At 66.8% G+C, this 26,741-nt stretch carries 22 protein-coding genes; 8 read left to right on the top strand and 14 right to left on the bottom strand.

Annotated elements, in window-relative coordinates; all coding sequences use genetic code 11:
- Window positions 1-37 precede the first annotated feature (37 nt).
- The 3 genes from IAQ70_RS21580 to IAQ70_RS21590 all read right to left on the bottom strand — a co-directional run bounded on the left by IAQ70_RS21580 (window position 38) and on the right by IAQ70_RS21590 (window position 3,528).
- A complete protein-coding gene (locus tag IAQ70_RS21580) occupies window positions 38-526 on the bottom strand; it encodes a PTS sugar transporter subunit IIA (RefSeq protein ID WP_190992005.1) in 489 nt (162 codons plus the stop codon).
- Between the two features lie 42 nt (window positions 527-568).
- The gene (locus IAQ70_RS21585) at window positions 569-2,308 is read right to left on the bottom strand and encodes a glycerol-3-phosphate dehydrogenase/oxidase (RefSeq protein ID WP_190992006.1); all 1,740 of its coding nucleotides are present in this window, start codon (window positions 2,306-2,308) and stop codon (window positions 569-571) included.
- Window positions 2,309-2,391: 83 nt separating this feature from the next.
- Window positions 2,392-3,528, bottom strand: coding sequence for a GuaB3 family IMP dehydrogenase-related protein (locus tag IAQ70_RS21590; protein WP_190992007.1), 1,137 nt, complete (start codon window positions 3,526-3,528; stop codon window positions 2,392-2,394).
- Between the two features lie 146 nt (window positions 3,529-3,674).
- Here IAQ70_RS21590 and IAQ70_RS21595 point away from each other — a divergent pair, with 146 nt between their 5' ends.
- From IAQ70_RS21595 to IAQ70_RS21605, 3 genes are read left to right on the top strand one after another with little or no spacing between them, the layout of a single operon-like run.
- Window positions 3,675-4,619, top strand: coding sequence for a WXG100 family type VII secretion target (locus IAQ70_RS21595; protein ID WP_190992008.1), 945 nt, complete (start codon window positions 3,675-3,677; stop codon window positions 4,617-4,619).
- A gap of 56 nt (window positions 4,620-4,675) precedes the next feature.
- Window positions 4,676-5,332 carry a hypothetical protein gene (locus IAQ70_RS21600; RefSeq protein ID WP_190992009.1) on the top strand — a complete coding sequence of 219 codons (657 nt, stop codon included), beginning with the start codon at window positions 4,676-4,678 and terminating at the stop codon, window positions 5,330-5,332.
- On the top strand, window positions 5,329-5,829 hold the full coding sequence (locus tag IAQ70_RS21605) for a hypothetical protein (protein ID WP_190992010.1): 501 nt from the start codon (window positions 5,329-5,331) through the stop codon (window positions 5,827-5,829). Before IAQ70_RS21600 ends, IAQ70_RS21605 begins: the two co-directional genes overlap by 4 nt.
- 66 nt (window positions 5,830-5,895) lie before the next feature.
- Here the strand turns inward: IAQ70_RS21605 and IAQ70_RS21610 are convergent, their stop codons facing one another.
- The 3 genes from IAQ70_RS21610 to IAQ70_RS21620 all read right to left on the bottom strand — a co-directional run bounded on the left by IAQ70_RS21610 (window position 5,896) and on the right by IAQ70_RS21620 (window position 11,541).
- Window positions 5,896-7,800: an ABC transporter ATP-binding protein gene (locus IAQ70_RS21610; RefSeq protein ID WP_407682612.1), complete on the bottom strand. Its 1,905-nt coding sequence runs from the start codon at window positions 7,798-7,800 to the stop codon at window positions 5,896-5,898.
- Entirely contained in the window at window positions 7,743-9,254 is a 1,512-nt protein-coding gene (guaB, locus tag IAQ70_RS21615; protein ID WP_190992012.1) for an IMP dehydrogenase, read from the bottom strand. Before guaB ends, IAQ70_RS21610 begins: the two co-directional genes overlap by 58 nt.
- 223 nt (window positions 9,255-9,477) lie before the next feature.
- Entirely contained in the window at window positions 9,478-11,541 is a 2,064-nt protein-coding gene (locus IAQ70_RS21620) for an acyltransferase family protein (protein ID WP_407682613.1), read from the bottom strand.
- 135 nt (window positions 11,542-11,676) lie between these two features.
- Between IAQ70_RS21620 and IAQ70_RS21625 the strand changes: the two genes are divergently transcribed.
- Window positions 11,677-12,645, top strand: a complete 969-nt coding sequence (locus tag IAQ70_RS21625; RefSeq protein WP_190992014.1) for a DUF389 domain-containing protein — start codon at window positions 11,677-11,679, stop codon at window positions 12,643-12,645.
- Here IAQ70_RS21625 and IAQ70_RS21630 read toward each other — a convergent pair.
- The 3 genes from IAQ70_RS21630 to IAQ70_RS21640 form a co-directional block, all read right to left on the bottom strand.
- Window positions 12,614-13,720, bottom strand: coding sequence for a flavin-containing monooxygenase (locus IAQ70_RS21630; protein WP_190992015.1), 1,107 nt, complete (start codon window positions 13,718-13,720; stop codon window positions 12,614-12,616). The two genes, IAQ70_RS21625 and IAQ70_RS21630, sit on opposite strands and share 32 nt — an antisense overlap.
- Window positions 13,721-13,897: 177 nt before the next feature.
- Window positions 13,898-15,532: a LuxR C-terminal-related transcriptional regulator gene (locus IAQ70_RS21635; protein WP_190992016.1), complete on the bottom strand. Its 1,635-nt coding sequence runs from the start codon at window positions 15,530-15,532 to the stop codon at window positions 13,898-13,900.
- Between the two features lie 116 nt (window positions 15,533-15,648).
- Window positions 15,649-17,172 carry an ATP-dependent DNA ligase gene (locus IAQ70_RS21640; protein WP_190992017.1) on the bottom strand — a complete coding sequence of 508 codons (1,524 nt, stop codon included), beginning with the start codon at window positions 17,170-17,172 and terminating at the stop codon, window positions 15,649-15,651.
- A gap of 62 nt (window positions 17,173-17,234) precedes the next feature.
- Here IAQ70_RS21640 and IAQ70_RS21645 point away from each other — a divergent pair, with 62 nt between their 5' ends.
- The gene (locus IAQ70_RS21645; RefSeq protein ID WP_190992018.1) at window positions 17,235-17,837 is read left to right on the top strand and encodes a dihydrofolate reductase family protein; all 603 of its coding nucleotides are present in this window, start codon (window positions 17,235-17,237) and stop codon (window positions 17,835-17,837) included.
- 187 nt (window positions 17,838-18,024) lie between these two features.
- Here IAQ70_RS21645 and groL read toward each other — a convergent pair whose 3' ends face one another.
- Window positions 18,025-19,635, bottom strand: a complete 1,611-nt coding sequence (gene groL, locus IAQ70_RS21650; RefSeq protein WP_190992019.1) for a chaperonin GroEL — start codon at window positions 19,633-19,635, stop codon at window positions 18,025-18,027.
- Window positions 19,636-19,711: 76 nt separating this feature from the next.
- Window positions 19,712-20,005, bottom strand: a complete 294-nt coding sequence (groES, locus tag IAQ70_RS21655; RefSeq protein WP_003805290.1) for a co-chaperone GroES — start codon at window positions 20,003-20,005, stop codon at window positions 19,712-19,714.
- Between the two features lie 227 nt (window positions 20,006-20,232).
- On the opposite strand from groES, the gene IAQ70_RS21660 reads away from it, so the two are divergent.
- Window positions 20,233-21,165, top strand: a complete 933-nt coding sequence (locus tag IAQ70_RS21660; protein WP_190992020.1) for a DMT family transporter — start codon at window positions 20,233-20,235, stop codon at window positions 21,163-21,165.
- On the opposite strand, the gene IAQ70_RS21665 is transcribed toward IAQ70_RS21660, so the two are convergent.
- Entirely contained in the window at window positions 21,090-21,470 is a 381-nt protein-coding gene (locus IAQ70_RS21665) for a hypothetical protein (protein WP_190992021.1), read from the bottom strand. The two genes, IAQ70_RS21660 and IAQ70_RS21665, sit on opposite strands and share 76 nt — an antisense overlap.
- Before the next feature lie 54 nt (window positions 21,471-21,524).
- Here IAQ70_RS21665 and IAQ70_RS21670 point away from each other — a divergent pair, with 54 nt between their 5' ends.
- On the top strand, window positions 21,525-22,760 hold the full coding sequence (locus tag IAQ70_RS21670; RefSeq protein WP_190992022.1) for a class I SAM-dependent methyltransferase: 1,236 nt from the start codon (window positions 21,525-21,527) through the stop codon (window positions 22,758-22,760).
- Between the two features lie 36 nt (window positions 22,761-22,796).
- On the opposite strand, the gene IAQ70_RS21675 is transcribed toward IAQ70_RS21670, so the two are convergent.
- Window positions 22,797-23,615: a shikimate 5-dehydrogenase gene (locus tag IAQ70_RS21675; RefSeq protein WP_317983740.1), complete on the bottom strand. Its 819-nt coding sequence runs from the start codon at window positions 23,613-23,615 to the stop codon at window positions 22,797-22,799.
- Between the two features lie 87 nt (window positions 23,616-23,702).
- On the bottom strand, window positions 23,703-25,148 hold the full coding sequence (locus IAQ70_RS21680; protein WP_223860526.1) for a glycoside hydrolase family 3 N-terminal domain-containing protein: 1,446 nt from the start codon (window positions 25,146-25,148) through the stop codon (window positions 23,703-23,705).
- 356 nt (window positions 25,149-25,504) lie between these two features.
- Between IAQ70_RS21680 and IAQ70_RS21685 the strand changes: the two genes are divergently transcribed.
- Window positions 25,505-26,656, top strand: a complete 1,152-nt coding sequence (locus IAQ70_RS21685) for a glutamate--cysteine ligase (protein WP_190992023.1) — start codon at window positions 25,505-25,507, stop codon at window positions 26,654-26,656.
- The last annotated feature ends 85 nt before the right edge of the window (window positions 26,657-26,741 follow it).

Raw genomic sequence — 26,741 nt, forward strand, 5'->3', positions numbered from 1 at the left:
GGCGACGGAGTCGACACGAAAGGGCCTGCCCCAATCTCTAGTGGTCGAAGAACACCAGGCTCGAGTTGATCAGCTCGGCGATCACTTCGGCGTCGTAGGCCCGCCGCAGGGACTCCCGGAAGGACTCCTTGGACAGTGAACGTGCCAGCGTGGCCAGCACTTCGAGGTGATCGGAGAACGAACTGGCCGGGGTGGCGATCAGCAGGATGACGGTGGCGGGACCGTCGGCGGCACCGAAGTCGAGCGCGTGCCCGTACTTGGTGATCCCGACGGCGATCGACGTCCGCGAGACGAACTCACTGCGGGCATGTGGCAGGCCGATTCCTCCGGGCAGGCCGGTGGCGAGCTGGTGTTCGCGGGCGTTGACGTGCTCAAGGAAGCCCGGCAGGTCCGTGACCCGGCCGGCTGCGAAGAGCCGTTCTGCGAGTTGCGCCGCAGCGTCCGCCTTGTCCGTTGCCTCCAACTCCAAAATCACCAGTTCGGAGGTGGTCAGATCGGCATCGTACCGGTCAAGTGGTTCGGCCAAGGCGTGTTCCTTCGGTCAGGTGAGAAGTGTGATGCCGGCTCCTCAGCGCAACGGGACGATGTCCTCCACGCCCAGGCGCGCGGCGTCGGCTGATTCGTCGTCCGGCTGCTGCTGGCTCAGCCGTTCGGCCTCAACCCGGGCGATGTAGTGCTTGATTTCGCTTTCGCGCTGCACATCGCTCCAGCCGAGGACTTCGCCCATCAGTTTAGCGACTACCGGCACCGCGGACACGCCACGGTCCCACGATTCAATGGAAATGCGGGTCCGCCGGGTCAGGACATCATGAACGTGCCGGGCGCCTTCGTGGGTTGCGGCGTAGACGGCCTCCGCCTGCAGGTAATCGTCGGCGCCGGGCAGCGGCTCTGCAAGTTCGGGCCGTTCCTTGATGATGGCGAGCACTTCAGGCGTCATGGAACCGTAACGGTTGAGCAGGTGTTCCACCCTGGCCACATGGACGCCGGATTCCTCGGCGGTCCGGCTCCGCCGGTTCCACGCGGCCTTGAATCCGCTGGCACCGAGCAGCGGGATGGTTTCGGTGCAGCTCGGCGGGACCCGCTCATCCATGGTGCGGGTGGCTTCATCCACCGCGTCCTTGGCCATCACGCGGTAGGTGGTCCATTTGCCGCCGGCCACCACCACGAGGCCGGGTACGGGGTGGGCCACCACATGTTCACGGGAGAGCTTGGCCGTGGAGTCGTTTTCACCGGCCAGCAGCGGACGCAGCCCGGCGTAGACCCCTTCGACGTCTTCCCGCGTCAGCGGGCGCTTCAGCACCTTATTGACATGTTCGAGGATGTAGTCGATGTCCTTGCTGGACGCCGCCGGATGGGCCTTGTCCAGGTGCCAGTCGGTATCCGTGGTGCCGATGATCCAGTGCCGGCCCCACGGGATGACAAACAGCACCGATTTTTCCGTGCGCAGGATCAGGCCAACGGTGGACTGGAACCGGTCGCGGGGCACCACGAGGTGAATGCCCTTGGACGCCCGGACCTTCAGCTGGCCGCGGTCCGTGACCATGGCCTGGGTTTCGTCAGTCCACACCCCGGTGGCGTTGATGACCTGCTTGGCCCGGATGTTGAACTGCGTACCATCCTCGTGGTTGACCACCTTGGCACCCACCACGCGTTCGCCTTCACGGAGGAAATCCACCACGGCCATCTGGTTCACCGCATGGGCGCCGTAGTGGGCTGCGGTCCGGATGAGGTTGGCGCAGTATTTTGCGTCGTCCACCTGGCCGTCGTAGTAGCGGATTGAGCCTACAAAGGCATCTTTTTTGAGGCTGGGCGCGGCCCGGAGGGTGCCGCGCCTGCTGAGGTGCTTGTGGAACGGCACGCCCCGCCGGTGCCCGTTGGAGATGGACATCAGGTCATACAGGGCGATGCCGGCCCCCACGTAGGGGCGTTCGAGGAACGGTTTGGTCAGGGGGTACAGGAACGGCACCGGCCGGGCCAGGTGCGGCGCGAGTTCCGAAAGCAGCAGTCCGCGTTCCTGCAGCGCTTCCTTGACCAGCCCGAAGTCCAGCATTTCCAGGTAGCGCAGGCCGCCGTGGATCAGCTTGGATGACCGCGACGACGTGCCGGCAGCCCAGTCGCTTGCCTCCACGATTCCCACGCTAAGTCCGCGGGTCACCGCATCCAGGGCGGCACCGGTCCCGACGATCCCGCCGCCCACAATGAGGATGTCCAGTTCGTTGCCTGGCTCGGATGTGGCCCTCAGCCGGGCAATCGATGCTTCCCGGGCGGCGGGCCCCAGGGCACCGCCTTCGTTTGGAACACTGTTCATGGAACGCCTCCCCTTGCCGCTGCTGCCGGTAGTAAACCCACACTACTTCGTTGCCGCGCAGTTGGGCAGGCGTCTGCGGACCCTTAGTTACCGGTGTACGGGGACACCACGACGTCGACGCGCTGGAATTCCTTCAGGTCCGAGTATCCCGTGGTGGCCATCGACCGGCGAAGCGCACCGATCAGGTTCGACGTGCCGTTGGTGTGGTGGCCCGGCCCGAAAAGCACCTCTTCGAGCGGCCCCACAGTGCCCACATTGGCCCGGTCCCCGCGGGGCAGTTCCAGGTGGTGGGCCTCCTGGCCCCAGTGCCAGCCCTTGCCCGGAGCCTCTTCGGCCCGCGCGAGCGCGCTTCCGAGCATCACGGCGTCGGCGCCCATGGCGATTGCCTTGACGATGTCACCCGAGGTGCCCATGCCGCCGTCGGCGATGACATGGACGTAGCGTCCGCCCGATTCGTCCATGTAGTCACGGCGCGCGGCCGCGACGTCGGAGATTGCCGAAGCCATGGGCGAGTGGATACCGAGCGCGCGGCGGGTGGTGGCGGTGGCTCCCCCACCGAAGCCGACCAGGACGCCGGCGGCGCCGGTCCGCATCAGGTGCAGGGCGGGCGTGTAGCCGGCCGCGCCGCCCACAATCACCGGGACGTCGAGTTCGTAAATGAACTGCTTGAGGTTCAGCGGTTCGTCTTCTTTCGAGACGTGCTCGGCTGAGACGGTGGTCCCGCGGATGACAAAAATGTCGACGCCGGCGGCCACCACGGTCTTGTAGTGTTCCTGGGTGCGCTGCGGCGTCAGCGATCCGGCCACGGTCACGCCGGCGGCGCGGATCTCGGCGAGGCGGGACGTGATCAGGTCCGGCTGGATCGGGGCCCGGTAGAGCTCCTGCATGCGGCCGGTTACCGCGGGGCTGTTGACCTCGTCCTCGAGGGCGCCGATCTCGTCGAGGATGGGCTGCGGGTCCTCGTAGCGGGTCCAGAGGCCCTCGAGGTCCAGGACGCCGAGTCCGCCCAGGCGGCCCAGGGCGATGGCCGTCTCCGGGGACATGGCCGAATCCATGGGCGCCGCGATCACGGGCATCTCGAACTTGTAGGCATCAATCTGCCAGGAGACAGACACGTCCTTGGGGTCGCGGGTACGACGGTTAGGGACGATCGCAATGTCATCCAGGGAGTAGGCACGACGCCCACGCTTGCCACGGCCGATCTCGATCTCGTAAGTCACTGCTCTAGGTTATCCCAGCGGACCTTCTCCGAGCGGACGGCGGCCCATGGGAACCGGTCCCCATCGCGGTGGGCGCCGCAATGAAATACTTTGAAGGCAACAGCAGGCCGGCACGGACGGCCGGAGAACAAAATTTGGGGGACGACATGGCGCCAGGCATCTACGGTGCTGACATCGAGCAGCTCCGCGCCTTGTCCAAGTCGCTGGGACAGTCCGGCACACGCCTGAAGACCGTGGAGACCACCGTAAATTCGCTCGTGCAGTCAGCCATCTGGAAGGGCGACGACGGGGCAAGGTTCCGCAACGAGTGGACGTCCGTGTTGCGTCCGATGCTCACCAGGACGTCGGAATCCCTGCAACAGGAGTCCAGGTCTTTGCTGGTTCACGCTGACGAACAGGACCGGGCCAGCAACTCGAAGGCCGGCGCCGCCTCGGGCCCGGGTGCAAGCCAGCCCGCACCCGGAACTGCAGCTCCCGGACCCGGCACCCCGGGATCGGACGCTCCGGAACGGCAATGGACCGATGCCTTTACCGATCCCAACTATGAACACGCGCCGTCGGGCCTTGAGTGGCTGCTTGAAAAGTGGGTCGATGACGGCAGCGGCGCGTCGGACATTGCCAGCGCACTCCAGTTCGTCGCGGACAAGTTCAGCTGGAACCTTGACCTGGCCGACGTAGCAGCCGGAACGAGCAAGTTCTTCGATGCCATGAAGGTCGTTGGTAAGGGCCTGGCTGTTCTTGGCGCTGCCTTCGGCGTGCTGGACATCGCATCGGGCATTGAAAACCGTGATCCGTTCCGTGTGGCGGACGGCGCAGTCGGTGGCGGGCTGGCCATAGCCGCGGGCGTGGCCGCCGCCACTGGCGTGGGCTTGCCGGTGGCGGCGGCCATTGGCGGGGCCGGCCTCCTGTGGGGACTCGCCTCCATGGCATCGGGGGATATTCCGGTAACCAAACGGATTTGGGACTTTGGTGCGGGAGTGGTCGGCGGAGTCAGGGACCTGGCCGGCGGGGTGGCCAATGGGGTGAAGGACCTGGCCGGCGGCGCCCAGGACGCCTTCGGCTGGGTCGGCGGTAAGCTCGGGTTCGGCTAGAACCGGGGGCCGGCCCCGACGAAATGCGCACCGCCAGCGGACAACATGAGGATCACATGACTGAGCAGAAACTGCCCGACACGGCGTACCGCGTCACGAGCCACGAGGTCCTTGCCCTGCTCGCCTTCGAACCGGGGGCGGGAACGGCACTGACCCGGCGCGTCCTGGGGCTCGCGGACCTCCCTGATGACCACGACCTGGTCCGGGCCGGCGTGGGCACCCTGAACGTCAGGGACACCGCATCAGTTGACGGCGAGCAGATTACCCTGCACGGTCCCGCGGGCTACCTTGCCCGGGTCTTCAGCAGCGCAACACTGTGGTTCGACATCACCAGGGTGGGTCCGGACGCTGTGGCCCCGGCCTACATTGCTGAATCCCCGGCGGGCAGGGTGGCGTTGTTCCTGCGGCCCCTGAGCGAATATGTGTGCCTGCCGATGAGTGACGACGCCGCCACCCTGGACATGGTGGAGGCCACCGTCACCGACGCCGTGGAAACAGCCAAGGTGCCCTCCGGCGGGATCGTCACCTCCCGCAGGTACGACGGCGGCGCGGACCCCGTTGTGGCAAACATCAAGGTGCTCGAAGACGGCAGCCTCCAACTGGCTGCGGCGCCGCTGGACGAGAGCGGGCAGCTAACGGTCAGGGACCTGCGTGACGGCGAACAACCCGGGACCGTTGTCCGCGCTCTCCTGTCGGCATCGGCATCGGCATGACGGGCACGGCCACGGATCCCCGCGCGGCGGCCTTCGGCTTCGGCCAGCGCCGGTCCTGGGTGTTCTCGGCGTGGTGGTACCCCGCCGTGCTGGCGACCGCAGGAGCAGTGCACGCCGGACTGGCCACGGTCCTGGGACAAAGCGCGGAAATTGGCGTGGTCATGGTGATCCTTGGCGGGGTCTTCGCGGCCTTGGGCTGGATCTTCACTACCTGGCCGCGGTTCACCCGCAAACCGCCAAAGCCGGCCTCGGACATCCCCCGGGTGGAACAGGGAATCCGCATTACTCCCGGCATGGTCCGTTTTTTCCTTGCCGCGAGCGCACTGGGTATCGGCGCGTTGCTGCTGCTGACGCCCATGGGCGGGTCAGTGGAGGCGGTCCCGCTGCTCGGCATGCTCGTCGCGGTGACACTGGGGACGGCTGCAGGGCTGGCCTATACGGGGCGGCTCATGAAGAACAGCGCCGATGTATATTCCCGGTGGCTGAATCGCCGATGACCCGGCTCTCCGCGCGGCGGTGAAAGGCGATCTGGCCACATGGCGCGGACCTTAGCTCAACGCGGGTTATGGCCCGCTCTGGGCGTCGAGGCTCAGCTGGGACTCGAACATCCTGAAGTAGCGGCCGCGCAGCGCAACCAGTTCCTTATGCGTGCCCTGTTCCACGATTTGGCCATCCTCGAGCATGTAGACGATGTCCGCCTTCTCAATGGTGGCGAGCCGGTGGCTGATGGCAATGATGGTGCTGCCGCGGTCGGCGAACAGCCGGGTGAAGATCCGGTGCTCCGCCAGCGCATCAATGGCTGAGGTTGGCTCGTCCATCACCATGAATTCGGCGTTCCGGTAGAAGTTCCTGGCCATCGCGAGCCGCTGCCACTGCCCGCCGGAGAGTCCGCTGCCTTTCCGGCCGCGCGGATCCTCCATCCAGTTGCTGACGTGGTTGTCCAGGCCGTTCGGCAGCTTGTTGATGAATTCCAGGGCCTCGGCGTCGGCCGCCGCCCGCCGGATCCGGTCATCATCCGGTGGCGAATCGACGTCGCCGAAGCGGATGTTATCCGCGGCCGTGGCAAACTCGTACTTCAGGAATTCCTGGCTCAGCACGGCGAGGTGGCGGTGCCAGGAGGTGACATCGACGGCGGCGAGATCGACGCCGTCGAGCATTACCTGCCCGGAGTCCGGGGCGTAAAGCCCCGCGAGAATCCTGATCAGGGTGGACTTCCCGGCACCGTTCTCCCCCACGATGGCAATGTGCTGCCCTTCCCGGATGGTCATGCTGATGCCGCGGATCACCTCGAGGTCGCTGCCTGTGTAGGTGAAGCGGATGTCCCTCAGCTCCACAACCTTGGGCGACCGCAGCAGCGGCGGGGCATGGCGGGAGTGCACGGGCAGCGCCATGAACACTTCATAGTCCTTGAGGTTCGCCAGGTCCTCATCGATGGAGCTCAGCGACGACACCAGGTTGTTGGCCGTGGACAGGGCACGGCTGACAATCTGCTGGACGTACAGGAACTGGCCCACAGGCTGGGCCCGCGCGATGATCTGCCCCACCACCCAGATCAGCGAAACCACTTCGGCACCGTATTGCAGCGCATCGGCGGCCAGCTGCTTCGGGATATAGCGCTTCTGGAAGTCGAGGCGCCGGCGCTCGTCAGCGTCCCGCAGCCTGGACCGGAAGTCCATCAGGTAGCCCACGATCCCGTACAGCCGCATCTCCGCGATGTGCTGCGGGCGGAGCAGGTTCGTTTCGATCATCCGGCGCTGGCGGCGCGAATCCACCTGCGTGTTCCAATGCGCGATCTGCTCCCGGGAAAGCTTGAACTGCAGGTAGACGCTGGGCACGATCGCCACCAGGACAATCACGGCGATCCACCAGCTGACCAGCAGCAGGGCACCCACCGCCAGGATCACCGAAACCAGCTGGGTGAAGATCGCGGCGATCCGGTCCAGGACCCTGGCGTAGGAGTCGGAGAACCGTTTGGCGCGGTCGTACAGGTCTACGGTCTCCTTGTCGTCGTAGCGCCAGAACTCCAGCGCCAGGAACCGCTCGTACATCTGGTCGCCGACGATGGCGCCCACTTTGAAGCTCATGAGCTGCTGGATGTACCGGTCCACGCTGCTGAAGGCGCCCCAGAACAGTCCCAGGGCGGCAGTGATGATCACGTACACGATTGCCTGCTGGCCCGCCGCGGCATCGCCGGCGTAGGCAGCCGCCAGGGCCGTGGTGGTCAGCGCCGCAAAGTAGGTGGTCACCAGCGGGAGCGTCGCCGAGATGAGCGACCCCATCACCTTCATCACGACGGCGGCGGGCGAGGCCCGGAAGCTAACGCGCAGGACCTGCGCCACGGCCCGGGCGTAGGGCCTCACGGCAAGTTTCCGGCTGGGCGTCCGGGCCGGCCGCAGCTCAGACACGCTCGTTAGCGCGAACCGTAGTTCGGCGCCTCCACGGTCATCTGGATGTCGTGGGGGTGGGATTCCTTCAAGCCCGCCGGCGTGATCCGGACAAACTTGCCGCGCGCCTTGAGCTCCGGAACGGTGGGGGCGCCGGTGTAGAACATGGTCTGGCGGAGGCCGCCCACCAGCTGGTAGGCCACCGAAGCGAGCGGGCCGCGGTAGGCGACACGGCCTTCGATGCCTTCGGGAATGAGCTTGTCGTCACCGGAGACGTCCGCCTGGAAGTAGCGGTCCTTGGAGTAGGACGTGTTCTTGCCACGGGTCTGCATGGCGCCGAGGGAACCCATGCCGCGGTAGAGCTTGAACTGCTTGCCGTTGACGAAGATCAGGTCACCCGGGGACTCGTCGCAGCCGGCGAGGAGGGAGCCCAGCATGACGGTGTCGGCGCCGGCCACCAGCGCCTTGCCGATGTCGCCCGAGTACTGCAGGCCGCCGTCGGCGATCAGGGGCACACCGGCTGGGATGGCTGCCTTGGCGGACTCATAGATGGCGGTGATCTGCGGAACGCCCACGCCGGCCACCACGCGGGTGGTGCAGATGGAACCGGGACCCACGCCCACCTTGATGCCGTCGGCGCCGGCGTCGATCAGTGCCTGGGCACCTTCGCGGGTGGCTGCCTGGCCGCCGATGATGTCCACGTGGGCTGCCACGGGATCAGACTTGAGGCGGCGGATCATGTCCAGCACGCCCTGCGAGTGGCCGTTGGCCGTGTCAACGAACAGGGCGTCCACGCCGGCATCGATCAGGGCCATGGCGCGTTCCCAGCCGTCACCGAAGAAGCCGATGGCGGCGCCAACGCGGAGCCGGCCCTCGTCGTCCTTGGTGGCCAGCGGGTACTGCTCGGCCTTGGTGAAGTCCTTGGTGGTGATGAGTCCCTTGAGCCGGCCCTGCTCGTCAACGAGCGGAAGCTTCTCAATCTTGTTGGTGGCCAGCTTGTGGGAGGCTTCCTCACGGCTGATGCCAACATGGCCGGTGATCAGCGGCATCTTGGTCATGACGTCGCTGACCAGCCGCAGCGGGAAGTCGGCTTCGGGGACAAAGCGGGTGTCGCGGTTGGTGACAATGCCGAGCAGCCGCATGCCCTCGTCCACCACGGGGAGGCCGGACACGCGGTACTGCGAGCAGATCTCGTCCAGTTCCGCCAGGGTGGCTTCCGGGCCGATGGTCAGGGGGTTGGTGATCATCCCGGACTCGCTGCGCTTGACGCGGTCGACCTGGTCGGCCTGGTCCTGGATGGAGAGGTTGCGGTGGATGACGCCCAGGCCGCCCTGGCGTGCCATGGCAATGGCCATCCGCGATTCGGTGACGGTGTCCATGGCGGCGGACAGCAGCGGCGTGTGAACGGAGATCCGCTTGGAAATCCGTGACGACGTGTCAGCTTCGGACGGGATGACGTCCGTGTGGCCCGGCAGGAGCAGGACGTCGTCGTAGGTCAGGCCGATGAAGCCGAAGGGGTTGTGCTCGGGCTGGGTCATGAGTGCGCCTCTTACCTTGGTCTTGGGTTCTCGGGTAGGGGTTGCAGCTGATGACCAGCCCGTCATTACGGGACTGGTCGGTGCAGGGGCCTAATACGTCGGGTGCCGCACGCACGGAAGCCATGCGCAAAGCTTTGAGTAAATATTAGAACCTCGCAGCCGTTCCCCCTATTCCGGGAGCGCATTGTGAGCAAGGGCACTCCCCACCCGCTCAGCCAGAGGGTCACTTCCAGCCTGTGGCTGCCAGCAGCCGCTCCTCGAACATGGGGATCATGCTTTCGACGTACGTCCGGCTCAGATGGTTGTCGTCCTTGTACACGTAGACGTTCCCCACCACGGCCGGGCAGATGCCGCCGGCGCAGATGAAATCGCTCAGGTCCATCAGGTGCAGGCCGTCGACTTTGCCGCGATAGCTCTCCAACGGCGAAGGATCGACCAGGGACTCGTTCAGCGGCGGATTGCAGGCCGGGGCGCCCGGGGAGTGGCGCTGGACGCACTCAGGCATGTTGAAGGCGAACCGGGGGTTGTCCCGGATCCCGACGATCTCGATGCCGGCGTCGGCGATCGGCTGGATTCCTTCGAGGTAGGCGGGGACCTCAGTCTCGAACGGGGCTTCCTCATGGGTCAGCGTGGCCACCGTGAACACGGCATCCGGACGGTGTTCGAGCACGTACGCCGTGCTGGCGCGGTTGTAGGCGTTGCACTCGGCGTTCCGGGTCTCGGACTCCGCGCCGAAACGGCAGGCAGGCATCAGCAGCGTGACAAGTTCCCAGCCCCGGGCCTCCGCGATGGGGGCCAGGGCTGCCAGGTACTGCTGGGCGTGCGAGTCCCCCAGCACCACAATCCGTTTGGTCGCCTCGCCGGACGGGACCTCCTGCCGGCAGCCTTCCAGGACGGGATCCGGCGTCGCGTTTCCGTCGATACAGGGCGCGTGGATCCCCGCCCAGTCGTTGTCGAGGGCCGCCGGCGCGGGAATGATCCGCGCCGCGGGAGCCGGCCCCCCGACGTTCCCCTGGGTGAGTTGGGCCGCCCCCGGCGTCAGTTCCCGGGGCTGCGTCGCGGTGGCAGCCTCCTCCTCGGTGAGGCTCGTCTGCCAGACCGCCACCGGTCCGGCCAGGACGGCGCAGCAGGCTGAGACGACGACGGCGGTACGCCAGCTGCGCACCTGCGGCCAGCGCCACTCGCGGAGCGGCTTTTCGACAAAGCGGGTGGTGAGGACGGCCAGGACTATTGAGGCGGCAATGATCGCCCCGCCCTGGCTGAGGTTGGGTGACTCGACGCCGGTTGCGGCCAGCGCGAGCACCAGGACCGGCCAGTGCCACAGATAGAGGGCGTAGGAGTTATCGCCAAGTGAAACCAGCGGCTTCCAGCTCAGGAAGCGGTCCACGCCAAAACGGCTGCCGCTTTGGCCGGCCACAATGATCGCTGCCGCGGCCAGCGTGGGCCACAAGGCCACGAATCCCGGGAAGGCCCGGTCCACTGTCAGCACCAGCCCGCAGGAGATCATGGCCACCAGGCCGGCCCAGCCGAGCACCAGGCGGAGCACTTTGCCCGGGTTCAGCAACGGCAGGCTGAGCGCCAGCAGCGAGCCGAGGGCGAATTCCCACAGCCGGGCCCGTGTGTCGAAGTAGGCGTACGCCTGGTTCGTGGCTGTCTGGTCAATTGAATAAACCAGCGAGGCTGCAAGGATGACGGTAAACGCGGCCGCCAGCACGGCCCTGTAGCTGGTGTTGAACCGCCGGCGGAGGAGCTTCCACACCACGGCGGAACCGGCGAAGACGAGCGGCCACAGGATGAAGACCTGCCCCTGGATGGACAGGGACCAGAAGTGCTGCAACGGGCTGGCACCGGCATGGTCCTGGGCGTAGTAGTCCACGGCGGTGTCTGCCAGCAGCCAGTTCTGCCGGTAGAGCAGCGACGCCCAGGCCTGATCCAGCACTGCGGGCCAGCGGCTTTGCGGGAGGATCAGCCAGGTGCCGGCGAGGACACCGAGGATCACCACGACGGCGGCCGGAAGCAGCCGTTTGAAGAGATGCAGCCAGTGCCGGAGGAGGTTGAGGGAGGTCCCCGCTTCAACCTTCCGGACGAAGGACAACGTCAGCAGGAAGGCCGAGATCAGGAGGAAGATATCCACACCACCTGAAACCCGGCCAAGCCACACGTGGTAGGTCACCACCATCAGGACTGCGAGCGCGCGGAGCCCCTGGACTTCGGGACGGAAGGTGGGTTTCCGGCGGGCGCTGGTGGCCTCTGCCGTACCGCCCGGGCCAGCCTCTCTTCCCGCAATCAACACAAGTGACCCCTCAAGACCGGCTGGCAAAAACATCAAGCCTACGGACTGGCAAGGTTCAAGGCCAATCAGATCCGCCCAGGCCCCGCGCCGCACGAACTAAGCTGGCCACTACCAGGGAAGGGAGCGGACGTGATTGTCCAGCTGCGGATTTGTGTGCCCCAAGAGCTGGCGGCGGTAGCGCTGCAGGCCTGCCAGGAGCAGGTGGGGACGGCCGAGACAGCGTTCTTCCCGGGCGCGTCCCTGGTGCCCAAGGGCGATGTCATCGAGGTGCAGGCTGCCAGGGAGGCGGTGGAGGAACTGCTTGAGAAGCTCCACGTCCTCAAGGTGCAGGAGGTGGGCTCGATCGTCATTTCCATGCCGGAGCTGGTGTTGTCCCGGCGTGCGGAGAAGGCAGAATCTTCCGCACCCGGAGACGGCGCGGACGCCATGATCTGGGACGAAGTCAGCCACCAGACGGGCGAGGACTCCCGGCTCACCTGGAGCTATCTCGCCTTCCTGATACTGGCCACACAGCTCGCCGCGATCGGCATCGTGACGAATTCCACCATTGCGATCGTTGGGGCCATGGCCGTGGGGCCGGAGTTCGGCCCGCTGGCTGCATTGGCAGTGGCGTTGGCGAGACGGCAGTGGGCCCTGGGGCGCCGGGCTGCCGTGGCGCTGGCCGTGGGTTTTCCCGTGGCCATGCTGCTGGCGGCACTGACTGCCTGGCTGTCCGTCCCCCTGGGCTTATTTCCCGCCGATGCATTGGATACCGGGTCCGCCGTCGAGTTCATCTACCACCCCGGACCGTATTCACTGATCGTGGCCGTCCTGGCCGGAGCCGCCGGAATGCTTTCCGTCATCAGCCGCCGGTCGGCGGCGCTCATCGGTGTTTTCATCTCGGTCACCACCGTCCCGGCGGCCGGTTTCGTGGCGGTCGCCCTGGTCCTGGGCGAATTCCAGAAAGCGGCAGGGTCGGCTTTCCAACTGCTGCTGAATCTCGTGGGCATCGTTGTGTCCGCCGTGGCCGTCCTCCTCTTTTACCGTGTGGTCTCCAGGCGGCTGCCCGACGCAACGGCCCGGCAGCTCAGGCGGCAGCTACGGCAGACCCGCGGTTGACCGGGGCCGGCATCTTCGCCGCCAGATGGCGGGCATCGCGGCACACTCCGGGAAGGGTCGCGGACGCCGCCGAGTACATAAACTCCTGGCCCAGGAAGAACAGGCCAGGGGTCCCCAGCGCCGCGCCACGCTGCTGCCGGGGCAGCGCTCCGTCGTCGAGCATTGACGAATCAATCCAACCGAAGTCGTCCCGGTATCCGGTGCACCAGATGACGTTGGCAACCGCCAGCCGGGTCCCGTCCTCGAGGACCGGCAACCCGTCCCGCACCCCCGCGACCCGCGGCACTAGCTTGACACCGGCCTTCACGAGGTCCTTGGACTTGGTCCGGATCAGGGGCGCAGCGTGCGCCAGGAAGGCCGGTGCCGCCTTGCGGCCAATCGGGTTGCGGAGTGTCAGGACGTGCAGCCCCACGAACCGCACCACGGGCAGGACGTAGCGGGCCGCCGTCGGGCCGTGCTTCACCGGCAGCTCTCCCCCGGGCTTTCCGGCCACGAAGCTCGCATGGGTCCGTGAGACTTCGAGGGCGATTTCCGCACCCGAGTTCCCCAACCCCACCACCAGGACGGGACCGTCCTGCAATTGCGTGAGGTTCCGGTACTCACTCGAATGGAACTGCACGACGTCGGGCCCCAGTTCCGCAGCGAAGCCCGGCACCCTGGGCGCCTGGCTGCAGCCCGTTGCCACCACCACGTTGCGCGCCGCCCAGCGGCGGCCGTTGGCAGCCGCGATGAAGCGGTCATTTTCCTTCCACAGCCGTTCCACACGGACTCCGTTGATGACGGGGAGGCCGAGTTCTGCGGCGTACCCTTCAAGATATCCGGCGACCTCGTCCTTGCCAGGGAAAGTCAGCGGGGCTGCCGGGAAGGGCACACCCGGGAGTCCGTCGTACTTGGCGGGGGTAAAGACCCGGAGCGAGTCCCACCGTTGGCGCCAGGCGTCACCGGTGCGTGGATTGGCGTCGAGGATCTGGAACGTCCGTTTTTGGTTTTGCAGGTAGTGGCCCATGGCAAGGCCAGCTTGCCCGCCGCCGATAATGAGGGTGTCCAGCGTGCCGGTCACGCCATTGCTATTCATCGCTGCTCTCCTTTGTTGTGAACCCGGAATTGTTAAGGATGAACTGGGAGGTTCATGCTTTGAGGCTACGGGCGGGGGCCAGGAGCCCGCGTCGGGCAAATGATGCAATTACGGCAGCGGCAGGGATGGGTAATTCTGTGCAGGGTGAGCCGGAATGCCACTGGTCCGTGCGTGGGTTCAGCCTGCCAGTCCGTGCTCGTAGGCATAGCTAGTGGCTGCCGCACGGGACGACAGGCCCAGCTTCAGGAAGATGTTGCTGATGTGCCGTGCCACGGTCTTTTCGCTCAGGTACAGCTCGGCGGCGATGGATCGGTTCCCGGCGCCGGAGGCCACGAGCCGCAGCACTTCCGCTTCCCTGGGGGTCAGGGGTCCTGCGCGGGCCCCGGAGGCTTTCCGCATCAGGGACGCTGCCCAGGCTGCGGCCGGAGCAGCCCCCAGGTTCAGGAACTCCTCGTGCGACGCTTCGAAGTCCATCAAACTCGAAGCTTCGTCCCCCAGGGCACGGCACGCGGAGCCGATCAGCACGCGGCAGCGGGCCGCCTCATAGGGCACCCCGAGTTCCAGCCACAGCCGCCAGGCTTCACGCAGTGGCTGCACACCTCCCGCCGCGTCCCCGGCGGCGAGGCGGACAGCGCCATCGGCCTCCGCGGCCGAGGCCCGGACCATGGGCATCGGACATTCGCGGGCAAAGGCCTCCAGTTCGTCGGCGCCCTCCCGCGCGGCCTCCGGGTCGGCTGCAGCAAGTTCGATTTCCACTAATGCCGGCAGGAGGTGCCTGCGGGTAGCGACGTCTGCCGCGTCGGCCGCCCTCCGGACCATTGCTTGTGCCTGCTGCGCGTTTCCACGGGCCAGCGAGAGCAACGCGAGGCCAGGCTGTGGCTCATAACCGGTGCTGGCTGCCTGCCGGTAGGAAGCTTCGGCATCGTCCAGTTTTCCACTGAGCCGCTCCACCTCGCCCTGCTGGTAGTAGCCTCCGTAGAGCGCCTGCGGATCCCCCTTTTTTGATAGCCCCTGCGCCGAAGCAGCTGCTGTCAGCGCCTCGGCCCAGGCCCCGTGAAGCCTGAAGAGTTCGGCGCGGTGTGCCTGGCACTGGCCACTGAACGACACCATGTCGGGGCGTGCACCGCACCAGCGGTCCAGCGCAGCTGTCCATTCCAGCGCCCTTTCGAGGTCGAAGGCCAGATGGCAGTTGCCGATTACGGCGCAATAGGCCAGTCCCGAGGGGACGGGTGAGAGTTCACCTGCCGTGACGGCCACCATGACCTCGTCGAACATCTTGAGTCCCTTATCCGGGTGACCCAGCATCAGGGTGGCCTGACCGGTGCCGAGGAGGCCCAGCGCGGACACGTCCTTATCGTGGAACCGCTGGCCGAATTCGGCAACGCGGGAGAAAGTTTGCAAAGCGCCGGCAGGATCACCGCCGTAAAGTTTGCCCAGGGCCTCGGGGATGAGGAGGAGGCCCTGTACGGCGCTCGGCTCGGCCAGTTCATCCACGAGCCGCTGGCCGCGGGCCAACCACCCTCCGGCCCGGGCCGGTTCGCCCAGGAACATCAGCTGCATGCCCATCCAGCCGGCGCACCGTGCGGCACTCTCGACGTCGCCCATCACCAGGTACTCCTCGTGGGCGCGGGTGAGGGTGTCCACGCCCGTGGGGACGCTGCCGGTGAGGATCTCGGCAGTTGCCAGCCGCTCCAGGTCGGCAGCGGGCAATCCGCCGCGCCGGTCGGCGTCGCGGAAGCTCTCACGGGCTTCGGTCCAGCGCTGTTCCTGGAACGCTGACCGGCCCTGGTCGATGCCCGATTCAGCTGACACCCTGGCCTCCTCCGGATACCGCGTGCCATCCCGTTTCGGCCCGGTGGCAGCCGGGCCGGTGCAGGCGGGCAGCGGTATTAAGCGCCACGGTACGCCCGGTCGAGAAGCCGCACAAGCTAGGAAGGCAGCAGCCCGCGCAGCGTCTGAATCGTGTCGGCCTCCGCCGGCGTTTTGTCGTCGCGGTAGCGCTTCACCCGTGCGAACCGCAGTGCGATCCCGCCCGGATAGCGCGAGGACTGCTGCACGCCGTCGATGGCGATCTCGACGACGGTGACAGGTTCAACCCAGACGGTGCCCGCCGTACGCCGCACCTCGAGCTCCTGGAACCTCTCGGTCTGCCAGCGCAGCAGCGCGTCGGTGAGGCCTTTAAACGTCTTCCCGACCATCACGTAGCCGCCGGGCTCGCCGAACTCGCCGGTGGGGTCAAGCGCTCCGAGATGGAGGTTCGACAGCAGCCCGGTGCGCCGGCCGGACCCCCACTCGCAGGCGAGGACCACCAGGTCGTAGGTCAGCACCGGCTTCACCTTGATCCAGTTGGAACCACGCCGACCGGCCGCGTACGCCGATCCCACCGCCTTCACCACCACACCCTCATGGCCCGCGGCGAGCGCGTCGCGGGAGACTCTCTCGGCAACAGCGGCATCCGCCGTGATCTCCCCAGGGATCCGGTGCCCGGAAGCGATGCGCTCAAGCACACCGATCCGTGTGGACAGCGGCTCGTCGAGCAGGTCCCGCCCGTCGATGTGCAGCACGTCGAAGAACCAGGGATGGAGCAGCGTTGCGCGCACCGCATCCGCCCCGAACCGCGACATGGTCTCCTGGAACGGCCTCGGGCCGCCGTCCTCGTCGAGGGCGAGGGTCTCGCCGTCGAGAATCACATCGCGGACCGGCAGTGCGCGCACCACCTCCACCACCTCGGGCAGCCGGTGGGTCACCTCGGCCAGGGTGCGTGTGAAGATGCGAACATCGTCGCCGAGGCGATGCACCTGGATGCGCGCGCCGTCGAGCTTGTATTCCACGGATGCTTCCCCCGTGACCTCCAGCGCCTCGCTGGCGCTGGCCGCGGTTGCGGCGAGCATGGGCTGCACGGGACGGCCGACCACAAGGCCGACGGCGTCAAGCTGGGCTGCAGTGCCCGTGATCGCCAGGAGGGCGGTCCCGCCGAGGTCGCCGGAGAGCATGGCCGCGCGGCGCACGGCGTCGACGGGCCGGTCAGCGGCACGGGCCACGGCATCGGTGAGGACACCCTCGAGCGCGCCGGTCCGCAGTTCGCCGAGCAGCACACCGGCGATGAAGGCCTGCTCGCGCTCGATGGCTGCAGCCGTGAGCAACCGGAGGGTCGTGGCGCGCTCCGCGGCCGATCCGGAGCCTGCAGTGATGAGCAGCCGATCCAGTGCGGCGTCGAGGTCGGCTACGGTAAGGCTCGGCTCGGCGGCCGGCTCCCCCATGGCCGCCGACATGCCGCGCCAGCCGATCCCTACCCGGCCCTGCCGCGGCCTGGCCGTGAGCAAGCCGACGGCCGTGGCGATCTCCCCGGGCTCGAGGCGGCGCAGCAGCTCCGCCAGCGCAGCGACCTTCGCGAGCCGGGAGCGGGTGGACGCGACGGCGTTGGTGGTTTTCACGAGCTCGTCGAGCAGCATGCCATCAGTCTGCCACGCTGCCGGCTCTGGACAGTGCCGGAACGCCGTTCCACACTTGGTGGATGGGCATCATCGTCGCGAACCTGTTCATCACCCTCGACGGGGTCTACCAGGCGCCCGGCGGGCGCGAGGAAGACCCTGAAGGCGGTTTCGCCTACGGCGGCTGGCAGGCGCCGGTGTCCGATGACGAGGCCGGCGCGGCCATCACCGAGGAGATCGGCCGCATCGACGCCCTGCTGCTCGGGCGGAAGACCTACGACATCTTTGCGGCCTTCTGGCCGCACCAGTCCGACGAGATCGGCGGCAAGCTCAACAGGGTGCCCAAGTTCGTCGTCTCGGACACCCTGACGGCTCCGGGCTGGGAGGGCACAACGGTGCTGCCGGATGCCGAGGCCGCCGGCAGGCTGCGGGAGGAGTACGGCGAGGTGCACATGTTTGGCAGCGGCGTCCTCATCCGTTCACTGCTCGAGGCCGATCTCCTGGACCGCCTCCACCTCTGGCTGTATCCGATCACCCTCGGCCAGGGCAAGCGTCTCTTCGACGCCTGGCCCATCCCGGCTACCTTCCGCCTCACGGAGCCGGCCCGCACGTTCCCGAAGGGGGCAGTGTCCCTGGTCTACGAGCGCGCGGGCGACGTCCAGACGCAGGAGATGGCGGCAAGCTAGCATCCCACGGCACACAAAAACCGGCCCAGCGGATGCTGGACCGGTTTCTGTAGCGACTGTCAGCGGGCCTGGGCCCACGCCGTCAGGGTTCCCTGACCTCGCGAAGCGAGACTTGGGAGCCGGCGGGTGGGCCCACGCCGTCAGGGTTCCCTGACCTCGCGAAGCGAGGTGAGGGTGACGGTGGGGACTAGTGGCTGTGGCCTGCGTGCTCGTCTTCGTCAGCGGGCTTCTCCACCACGAGGGTCTCGGTGGTGAGGACCAGCGCGGCGATTGAAGCAGCGTTGCGCAGGGCTGCACGGGTGACCTTGACCGGGTCGATGACACCGGCGGCGATCAGGTCTTCGTACTCGCCCGACTTGGCGTTGAAGCCGTTGTTGGTTTCGAGGTCGGCAACCTTGGCGGTGACAACGTAGCCGTCGAAGCCGGCGTTCTGGGCAATCCAGCGTAGCGGCTGGACCAGCGCGCGGCGGACGATGCCCACAGCAGCGGCGGCGTCGCCTTCGAGGGCCTTCACTGCGGGATCCTCGTCGAGGGCCTTCAGTGCGTGGATGAGGGCGGAACCGCCACCGGCCACGATGCCTTCTTCGAGGGCGGCGCGGGTGGAGGACACTGCATCTTCGATGCGGTGCTTCTTTTCCTTCAGCTCAACCTCGGTGGCTGCGCCAACCTTGATCACGCCGATGCCGCCGGCCAGCTTGGCCAGGCGCTCCTGGAGCTTTTCCCTGTCCCAGTCGGAGTCGGTGCGGGTCAGCTCGGCGCGCAGCTGGGAAACCCGGGCTGCGACGTCTTCTGCGGAACCGGCGCCGTCAACGATGGTGGTGTTGTCCTTGGTGACCGTGATGCGGCGGGCGGTACCCAGCACCTCCAGGCCGACGGTGTCCAGGCTGAGGCCCAGTTCCGGGGAGACAACCTGCGCACCTGTGAGGGTGGCGATGTCCTGCAGCATGGCCTTGCGGCGGTCGCCGAAGCCCGGGGCCTTGACGGCAACCACGTTCAGGGTGCCGCGGATGCGGTTGACGATCAGGGTGGACAGGGCCTCGCCCTCGACGTCTTCGGCAATGATGAAGAGCGGCTTGGAGCTCTGCAGCGCCTTTTCCAGCAGCGGCAGGAAGTCCTGCACGGAGGAGATCTTGCCCTGGTTGATCAGGATGAGGGCGTCCTCGAGGACGGCTTCCTGGCGCTCGGAGTCGGTGACGAAGTACGGGGACAGGTAGCCCTTGTCGAACTGCATGCCCTCGGTGAGGACCAACTCGGTCTGCGTGGTGGAGGATTCCTCAATGGTGATCACACCATCCTTGCCGACCTTGCCGAACGCCTCGGCGAGGAGCTCGCCGATTTCGTCGCTCTGGGCGGAAATGGCGGCCACGTTGGCAACCTGGGTGCCTTCAACCGGGCGTGCGTTCTCCAGCAGGCGGGCTGCAACGGCTTCAACGGAAACCTCGATGCCGCGCTTGATCTGGCCCGGAGCGGCGCCAGCCGCAACGTTGCGCAGGCCTTCCTTGACCAGGGCCTGGGCCAGGACGGTGGCCGTGGTGGTGCCGTCGCCGGCCACATCGTTGGTCTTGGTGGCTACTTCCTTGGCCAGCTGCGCGCCGAGGTTTTCGTACGGGTCATCAAGCTCAATTTCGCGGGCGATGGTGACGCCGTCGTTGGTGATGGTGGGTGCCCCCCACTTTTTGTCGAGGACAACGTTGCGGCCGCGGGGGCCGAGCGTCACCTTGACAGTGTTGGCGAGCTTATCGATGCCGGCTTCGAGCGACCGGCGTGCAGCGTCATTAAACGCAAGCTGCTTTGCCATGGTTTTGTCCTTTCAAGACAGAACCCCGCGCAGCTGACCAGCGGGATGCATGGTCAGCGGCACGGGGATCCAAAAGTTACTTTACGACGATCGCCAGAACGTCGCGGGCGGACAGCACGAGGTACTCGGTGCCGCCGGTCTTGACTTCGGTTCCACCGTACTTGGAGTAGATAACAACGTCGCCAACGGCCACGTCGACCGGGACGCGGTTGCCGTCTTCGAAGCGGCCGGGGCCTACTGCGACAACTTCGCCTTCCTGCGGCTTCTCCTGTGCGGAGTCCGGGATGACCAGGCCGGAAGCCGTGGTCTGCTCGGCTTCGAGCGGGCGGACAACAATACGATCCTCAAGAGGCTTAATAGAGACCGACACTCGGACCTCTCCTTCTACGTCAGCAAAATTCATGGACAGTTGAGCTGCTTCGCCGTGGCTGGCAAACCGTCGTCGCGGTGCCGGCAGCAGCCTGGCTGGCAGCTCTTCATGTGTTAGCACCCTCCTAGGGAGAGTGCTAATGACGACTCTATGTACTCGTTAGCACTCGGTCAAGGCGAGTGCCAGAATTATGTCCCTGGTGAACAGCCCCCGTGTAGATTGGGGCGGTGCGAGCCGCCGTGTACCTGACCCTTGCCACCCTGTTTTGGGCGGGCAACTTCGTGGTGGGCCAGGCCGCCATGAAAACCATGCAGCCCCTTCAGCTGACTTACTGGCGCTGGGCTTTGGCCGCTGTCCCGCTGCTGGTGCTGGCCCATGCGGTGGAACGTCCCGACTGGCGCGCGGTCCTTCGCCGCTGGCCGGCTCTGCTGCTCCTGAGCGCCTTGGGCATGAGCGCTTACACGCTGTTGCTCTACAGCGCGCTCGGGCACACCTCGGCCCTCAACGCCTCGCTGGTGACGGCCGCGAACCCGGCTCTGATCATGGTCATGGCCGTCATACTGCTTCAGGACAGGCCCGGCCCGCTGAGCTGGGTGGGCGTTGTCCTGGGTCTCCTGGGCGTCGTACTGGTTCTCACCGGCGGCGACCTCGGGCGGCTTCTGACTTTCTCCATCGGCGCCGGCGAACTGCTGATCCTGGCCGCCATTACCGTGTGGGGCTTCTACACGATTCTTGCCCGCAGGCTTTCCATTCCCGCCATCACGTCAACTGCGGTTCAGGTGGCCATGGCAGCGGTTGTCCTCACCCCTTTCGCCCTGGCGGCGGGGGCCGGGCTGCCGTCCACCCCTGCAGAGGGCTGGTCCCTGGCTTACATCGTCCTGTTTCCCTCGCTGGGTTCCTATCTCCTCTGGAACCTCGCCCTGAAAAGCACGTCGGCGGCGAACGCCGGCAACTATCTGAACCTCATCGCCGTGTTCACCGCCATCATGACCGTGGTGATGGGTCAGCCCATCACCGTTCCGCAGATACTGGGCGGAATACTGGTCATTTCAGGGGTGCTGCTCACGAGCGCCGGGAGGGCACCTCAGCGTCCGAGGTCGTCGAAATCGACGTCCTCGTCGCCGTCGTTCCCGTCCTTGAAGGTGCCGCGCCGCAAATAAAGCACGACGGCGCCCCCTAGGGCTGCGAGCAGCGAGAGCACCAGCAGGATGACGCCGCCCAGCCGGGCGCCGCTGTAGAGGTTGCGGATGTCGCGGGCTTCGTCGGTTGCGTCCTGGATGTCCTTGCCGCCTACGGAATAGACGGTGGCATTGAAGGTGTCCAGGAAGAAGATGATCACCAGCAGGGCGATGCAGACAATCGCTATGGCGGACCCTGCAATCAGGGCGGGGCGGGCAATCTTCACCAGATCCGTGCGGCTGTTTCGGGGCGGTCCGGACGGCTGGGTGCCTGCGCTGTCTTCCATGTCTTCAACCCTAGCCGGAACCGGCGCTTGGCCACCTCCACTAGGCTTGAACCCATGTCTCAAGCACCGCAGGAACAGATCGCCCCACTGCTGACGAGCGAGGGTTGGGAGCTGCTGGCATCCCTGGGGCCGTACCGCGAGGACGAGGCGTTCGAGCTTAATTCGACGCTCCGGAAGGCCGGCCACTCCCCCGAACTCGTCTCAGCCGTGCTCACCCAGTCCAGGCTGCGCACCAAGGCTGAGCTGAAGTTCGGCGAGTTCGCCAGGAGCATGCTTTTCACCCAGGCGGGCCTCGAGCAGGCCACCCGGCTTAACGTTGCCGCCCGGCATGCGGAGCGGTTCGCGCAGGCGGGCATCCGCCATGTGGCGGATCTCGGCTGCGGGCTGGCAGCCGACTCCCTGGCGCTGGCATCGATGGACATCACGGTCACGGCAGTGGAGATGGACGAAACCACCGCGGCCTGCGCCACCGTCAACCTCATCCCGTTTCCCAACGCCACCGTGGTGCATTCCGACGCCACGACGGTTCCGCTGGACGGGATCGACGGCGTCTGGCTGGATCCCGCCCGCCGGGTCACCTCCACCTCGGGCACCAAGCGGATCTGGGATCCCGAGGCGTTCTCGCCGCCGCTGTCCTTTGTGGAATCGCTCGCCGCCACCGGACGGGCTGTCGGCGTCAAAATGGGTCCCGGGATGCCGCACGAATCAGTCCCTGCCGGCTGCGAGGCGCAGTGGGTCTCGGTGGGCGGCGACGTCACCGAAGTGACCCTCTGGTTCAATTCCGTCAGCCGGCCCGGTATCCGCCGCGCTGCCCTGCTTCTCGGGCCGCAGGGTGCCGCCGAGATCACCAGTGCCGAGGATTTCGACGGCGGTCCCACAGCGCCGGTGGGTCCGGCAGAGGGCTACCTGTACGAGCCGGACGGCGCGGTGATCCGCGCAGGTTTGGTTGCCGACGTCGCGCTTCAACTGTGCGGGCACCTGCTGGATGAACACATCGCCTACATCTGCGCCCCGAACCGGCTGGACACGCCCTTCGCCCGCGCCTACAGGGTTCTGGAGGTGATGCCGTACAACGTCAAGGCGCTCAAGGCCTGGGTCAAGGACCACGGCATCACGGTGCTGGACATCAAGAAACGCGGCATGTCCGTCACTCCGGAAGAACTGCGGAAGCAGCTGCTCCCAGGCGGCAAGGCCGGTTACCGGAACAAAAAGGCCGGAACCAGGACGGCCACCCTGGTCCTGACCCGCATCGGGGAGGACCGGGTGGCCATCTCGGTGCAACCCGTCTAATCCTTCGACTACCGGGTGCCCCCTACTCGGCGCGCGCTACTGGGCGCGCATGAAGTCCTCAGCGGCGCGGACCTGCTCGGCGGTGGGACGCACCCCGGTGTAGAGGACAAACTGCTCGAGCGCTTGGATGGTGGCCACCTCGGCACCGGTGATGACCTGTTTCCCGGCAGTACGCGCGGCCTTGACCAGGGGCGTTTCGGCCGGCAGCGCCACGACGTCGAACACCACTTTGGCCGCCGCGATGGCGTCCTCGGGGAAGGACAGTGAGTCGACGTCGGGACCCCCGGCCATCCCGATGGGGGTGACGTTGATGATCAGGTCGGCGGTGCCGCCGTCGAGCGCTGCCCGCCACTGGAAGCCGTACTGTTCCGCGAGCGCCCGGCCGGTGGTTTCGTTCCGGGCGATGACGGTGACGTCGGAAAATCCGGCGTCACGCAATGCTGCGACCGTGGCTTTGGCCATCCCGCCTGCGCCCTGGACCAGCACCGAGTACTCCGTGGGCACGGCGTTGCTCTTCAGCAGCTGTTCGATGGCCGTGTAGTCCGTGTTGTAGGCCTTGAGGTGGCCGTCGGTGTTCACGATCGTGTTGACCGAATCGATGGCTTTGGCGGAAGGGTCCAGCTCATCGATGAGGGCCATCACGTCCTCCTTGTAGGGCATGGACACAGCGCAGCCGCGGATCCCCAGGCCCCGGACGCCGGCAATGGCCTGGGCCAGATCGGTGGGGGCAAACGCCTTGTAGATCCAGTTCAGGTCCAGCTGCTCGTAGAGGTGGTTGTGGAACCGGGTTCCGTTGTTGCTGGGCCGGGCCGACAGCGAGATGCAGAGGGTCATGTCTTTATTCAGAATGGGCACGTCACCATTAAACCTTCCTCCCCCAACTAGGTAGCAGCTGATGTCGTTTTGGACACTCAAAACGACATCAGCTGCTACTTAGTTGGGTTAGGGGCAGCCGGTGCCGGCCGGGAAGCTTCCGACGGCGGCGGGCAGCTTCCCGGGGGCGATCGCCTTGCCGGTCAGCACGGCAACCAGCGCATCGAAGGCGCCGGGGGTCCGGCCGTAAAGGGCAATCTTCACGGGCGCGCCGGAACCCGCCAGCGGCCAGGGCGCATCCAGCGTCACGGCAATGTCGCCTCCGGCGGGTCGTCCCGCGTAGCCGACGAGCGTGAGCAGGGGACCCTGACCGATGCTCAGCCCGGCCTTGGCGGCCGCCGCAGCGAACCGTGCCCTGTCCTGGTCCGATCCCCCGGCAACCCGGACGCCTGCGGGGGCGATGGGTCCGGAACACTGCCCGGACAGCACCGTGATGGCCGCGTCGGAGACCCTCGCTGACGTATCGCCGCTGCTGCCGGGCGCGGCTCCCTGCGGGGCGCCCGGGGATGAGGCCGTCCGGCCGCGCCAGGCCAGCATGGTGGCAACCCGCGTGGCCGCCTCGTCCAGGCGCGCTGCCTGCACGGTTCCGGCGGCCACAGCATCCACGATGGCGGCATGGGCCTTGCCCACGTCGGCGGGCATCAGCAGCAGGTCCGCTCCGGCGGCGAGTGCAGCCGGGGCAGCGGAGCCGCCGGGATACTTCTGCTGAACGGCGCCCATGTTCAGGGCGTCGGTCACGGCTACGCCGTTGAAACCCATGCCGCGGAGCGCTGCGTAAGTCGGTGCCGATAACGACGCCGGAACACCGGGTTCAAGCGCGGGCACGGCGATGTGCCCCGTCATGACCATGGGCATACCGGCGGCGACGGCGGCCCGGAACGGCTTCCAGTCGCGGGCCTCGAGCTCGGTGATGCCTGCGGGCTGCACCGGCAGATCCTGGTGCGAGTCCACGGTGACGGAGCCATGGCCCGGGAAATGTTTGAGGGTGGGCAGGACGCCTGCGTCCTGCATGCCCTGGGAGAACGCCACTGCAAGCTGCCCGGCCTGGTCCGGGTTCCCCGACATGGACCGTGCCCCGATGGTGGGATCCGCCGGGCCGACGGTGACGTCGGCATCCGGTGCGAAGTCAAGGTTGAAGCCGAGGGGCGCGAGCTCGGAAGCCAATGCCCGGCCGGCGTCCTTGGCCAGGGGCGCGTTGCCCGCGGCCCCGAAGCTCATGGGTGTTGGCCACTCGGTCAGCGGTGCCCCCAGCCGGGCCACGATCCCGCCTTCCTGGTCCACGCCGATCAGCCCCGGCCACGGCCGGCCGTCGGCGCGGGCAGCCTGCGAAAGCCGCGCGTTCACGTCCGTCATGGCTCCAAGGTCCGCCTGGCCGTTGGCATCCAGCGGAATGTTGTCACCCATGATGATGGAACCGGCCAGGTGAAGGCGTTCAATGGTGGCGGCCTGGGCTGCAGGATCGGTCCCGGCGTACACAGGCATCAGGACCTGTCCTGCCTTCTCCTCCACGGACATCCTGGCCACGGCGGCCGCGGCCACATCCCGGTCCCGCTGCTCCGGGCCCCAGCCCAGCGGCCTCAGTCCGGGGTCAGGTGAGGGCGACGCCGAAGGAGGTGCCGTCGTCGGGCGTTCCGACGCCAGCGGCGAGGCAGTCCCGGCGCCGGGTGCGGAGCGTGAAGGCTCCGGCGCTGTGGCCGGGACTGCGGTACAGGCAGCCATCGCTGCTGCGGCGGCCGCAGCAGCGAGGAAGAGGGTAGTTTTGTGAAAACTGTCACGGGTCCGTACGAACAAAGCCATTAAGTCGATGCTACCCCTGCACTAGACTTGGACGCGGCGCGCGGCCACGGACAACCGAACAGTTAGGAACGCATTTGAAGATTGATTTCGCTTCATCGAAGCAATCAACTCTTGGTGTGGAATGGGAGCTGGCCCTGGTGAACGGCCAGACCGGCGAACTGGCATCGGTGGCCAACGAGGTGCTGCGCGGCGTTGCAGCCAAACACCCCGAACTTAACGAAGACGACGAGCATCCCCACATCAAGCAGGAACTCCTGCTGAACACGGTGGAACTTGTCACGGGGATCTGCGAGACGGCCGGCGATGCCAAGGAAGACCTCAGCAGGTCGCTGGCCGCCGTCCGCGAAATCACCGATCCCATGGGCGTGGAGGTCTTCTGCGCCGGCAGCCACCCGTTCAGCCCGCCGCAGCTGCAGCCGGTGACGGACAAAGCCCGCTACGCGAAGCTGATCGACCGCACGCAGTGGTGGGGCCGGCAGATGGTTATTTACGGGGTGCACGTCCACGTGGGTCTCGACCGGCGCGAAAAGGCCCTTCCGGTGCTGGACGGCCTGGTCAACTACTTCCCGCACTTCCAGGCGCTCTCGGCGTCGAGCCCCTACTGGGGCGGCGAGGACACCGGCTACGCCTCCCACCGCGCCCTGATGTTCCAGCAGCTGCCGACGGCGGGCCTGCCCTTCCAGTTCCGTTCCTGGGAAGAATACGAATCCTACGTCCAGGACATGTTCACCACCGGTGTGATCGACACCCTGTCCGAGATCCGCTGGGACATCCGGCCCGTCCCCAACCTCGGCACCATCGAGATGCGCATCTGCGACGGCCTGGCCACCCTTGAGGAAGTGGGCGCCATCGCCGCCCTCACCCAGTGCCTCGTGGACGAATTCTCCACCACGCTGGACAACGGCGGGACCATCCCCACCATGCCGCCGTGGCACATCCAGGAGAACAAGTGGCGGGCCGCCCGCTACGGCATGGAAGCGATCATCATCCTCGATGCCGCCGGCAACGAGCAACTGGTCACCGACCACCTGGTGGAGACCCTGAACCGGCTGGAGCCGGTCGCCGCTAAGCTCGGCTGCCCGGATGAGCTGGCCGACGTCGAGAAGATCATCCGCCGCGGCGCCGGCTACCAGCGCCAGCGCCGCGTGGCCGCCGAGCATGGCGGGGACCTGCAGGCCGTGGTGCTGGACCTCGTGAAGCAGATGCGGAACGGCCCGACGGGCTAACGCAGTCCCTTCCCCAAGACGGGGCACTTCGACACGGACACGCGAGCCGCCGTCGTGATTTGCGACGCCGGCGCCCGCAAAGTGC

Source organism: Pseudarthrobacter sulfonivorans (genome assembly GCF_014712225.1).
GTDB classification, from domain to species: domain Bacteria; phylum Actinomycetota; class Actinomycetes; order Actinomycetales; family Micrococcaceae; genus Arthrobacter; species Arthrobacter sulfonivorans.

Coding starts and splice junctions, on each gene's coding strand:
- IAQ70_RS21665 (WP_190992021.1), bottom strand. CDS start 21,470: ATGGAAGACAGCGCAGGCACCCAGCCGTCCGGACCGCCCCGAAACAGC.
- IAQ70_RS21645 (WP_190992018.1), top strand. CDS start 17,235: ATGGGCATCATCGTCGCGAACCTGTTCATCACCCTCGACGGGGTCTAC.
- IAQ70_RS21600 (WP_190992009.1), top strand. CDS start 4,676: ATGACTGAGCAGAAACTGCCCGACACGGCGTACCGCGTCACGAGCCAC.
- IAQ70_RS21630 (WP_190992015.1), bottom strand. CDS start 13,720: ATGAATAGCAATGGCGTGACCGGCACGCTGGACACCCTCATTATCGGC.
- IAQ70_RS21680 (WP_223860526.1), bottom strand. CDS start 25,148: ATGTCCGTGGAGGAGAAGGCAGGACAGGTCCTGATGCCTGTGTACGCC.
- IAQ70_RS21670 (WP_190992022.1), top strand. CDS start 21,525: ATGTCTCAAGCACCGCAGGAACAGATCGCCCCACTGCTGACGAGCGAG.
- groL (WP_190992019.1), bottom strand. CDS start 19,635: ATGGCAAAGCAGCTTGCGTTTAATGACGCTGCACGCCGGTCGCTCGAA.
- IAQ70_RS21585 (WP_190992006.1), bottom strand. CDS start 2,308: ATGAACAGTGTTCCAAACGAAGGCGGTGCCCTGGGGCCCGCCGCCCGG.
- IAQ70_RS21595 (WP_190992008.1), top strand. CDS start 3,675: ATGGCGCCAGGCATCTACGGTGCTGACATCGAGCAGCTCCGCGCCTTG.
- IAQ70_RS21640 (WP_190992017.1), bottom strand. CDS start 17,172: ATGCTGCTCGACGAGCTCGTGAAAACCACCAACGCCGTCGCGTCCACC.
- guaB (WP_190992012.1), bottom strand. CDS start 9,254: ATGACCCAGCCCGAGCACAACCCCTTCGGCTTCATCGGCCTGACCTAC.
- IAQ70_RS21605 (WP_190992010.1), top strand. CDS start 5,329: ATGACGGGCACGGCCACGGATCCCCGCGCGGCGGCCTTCGGCTTCGGC.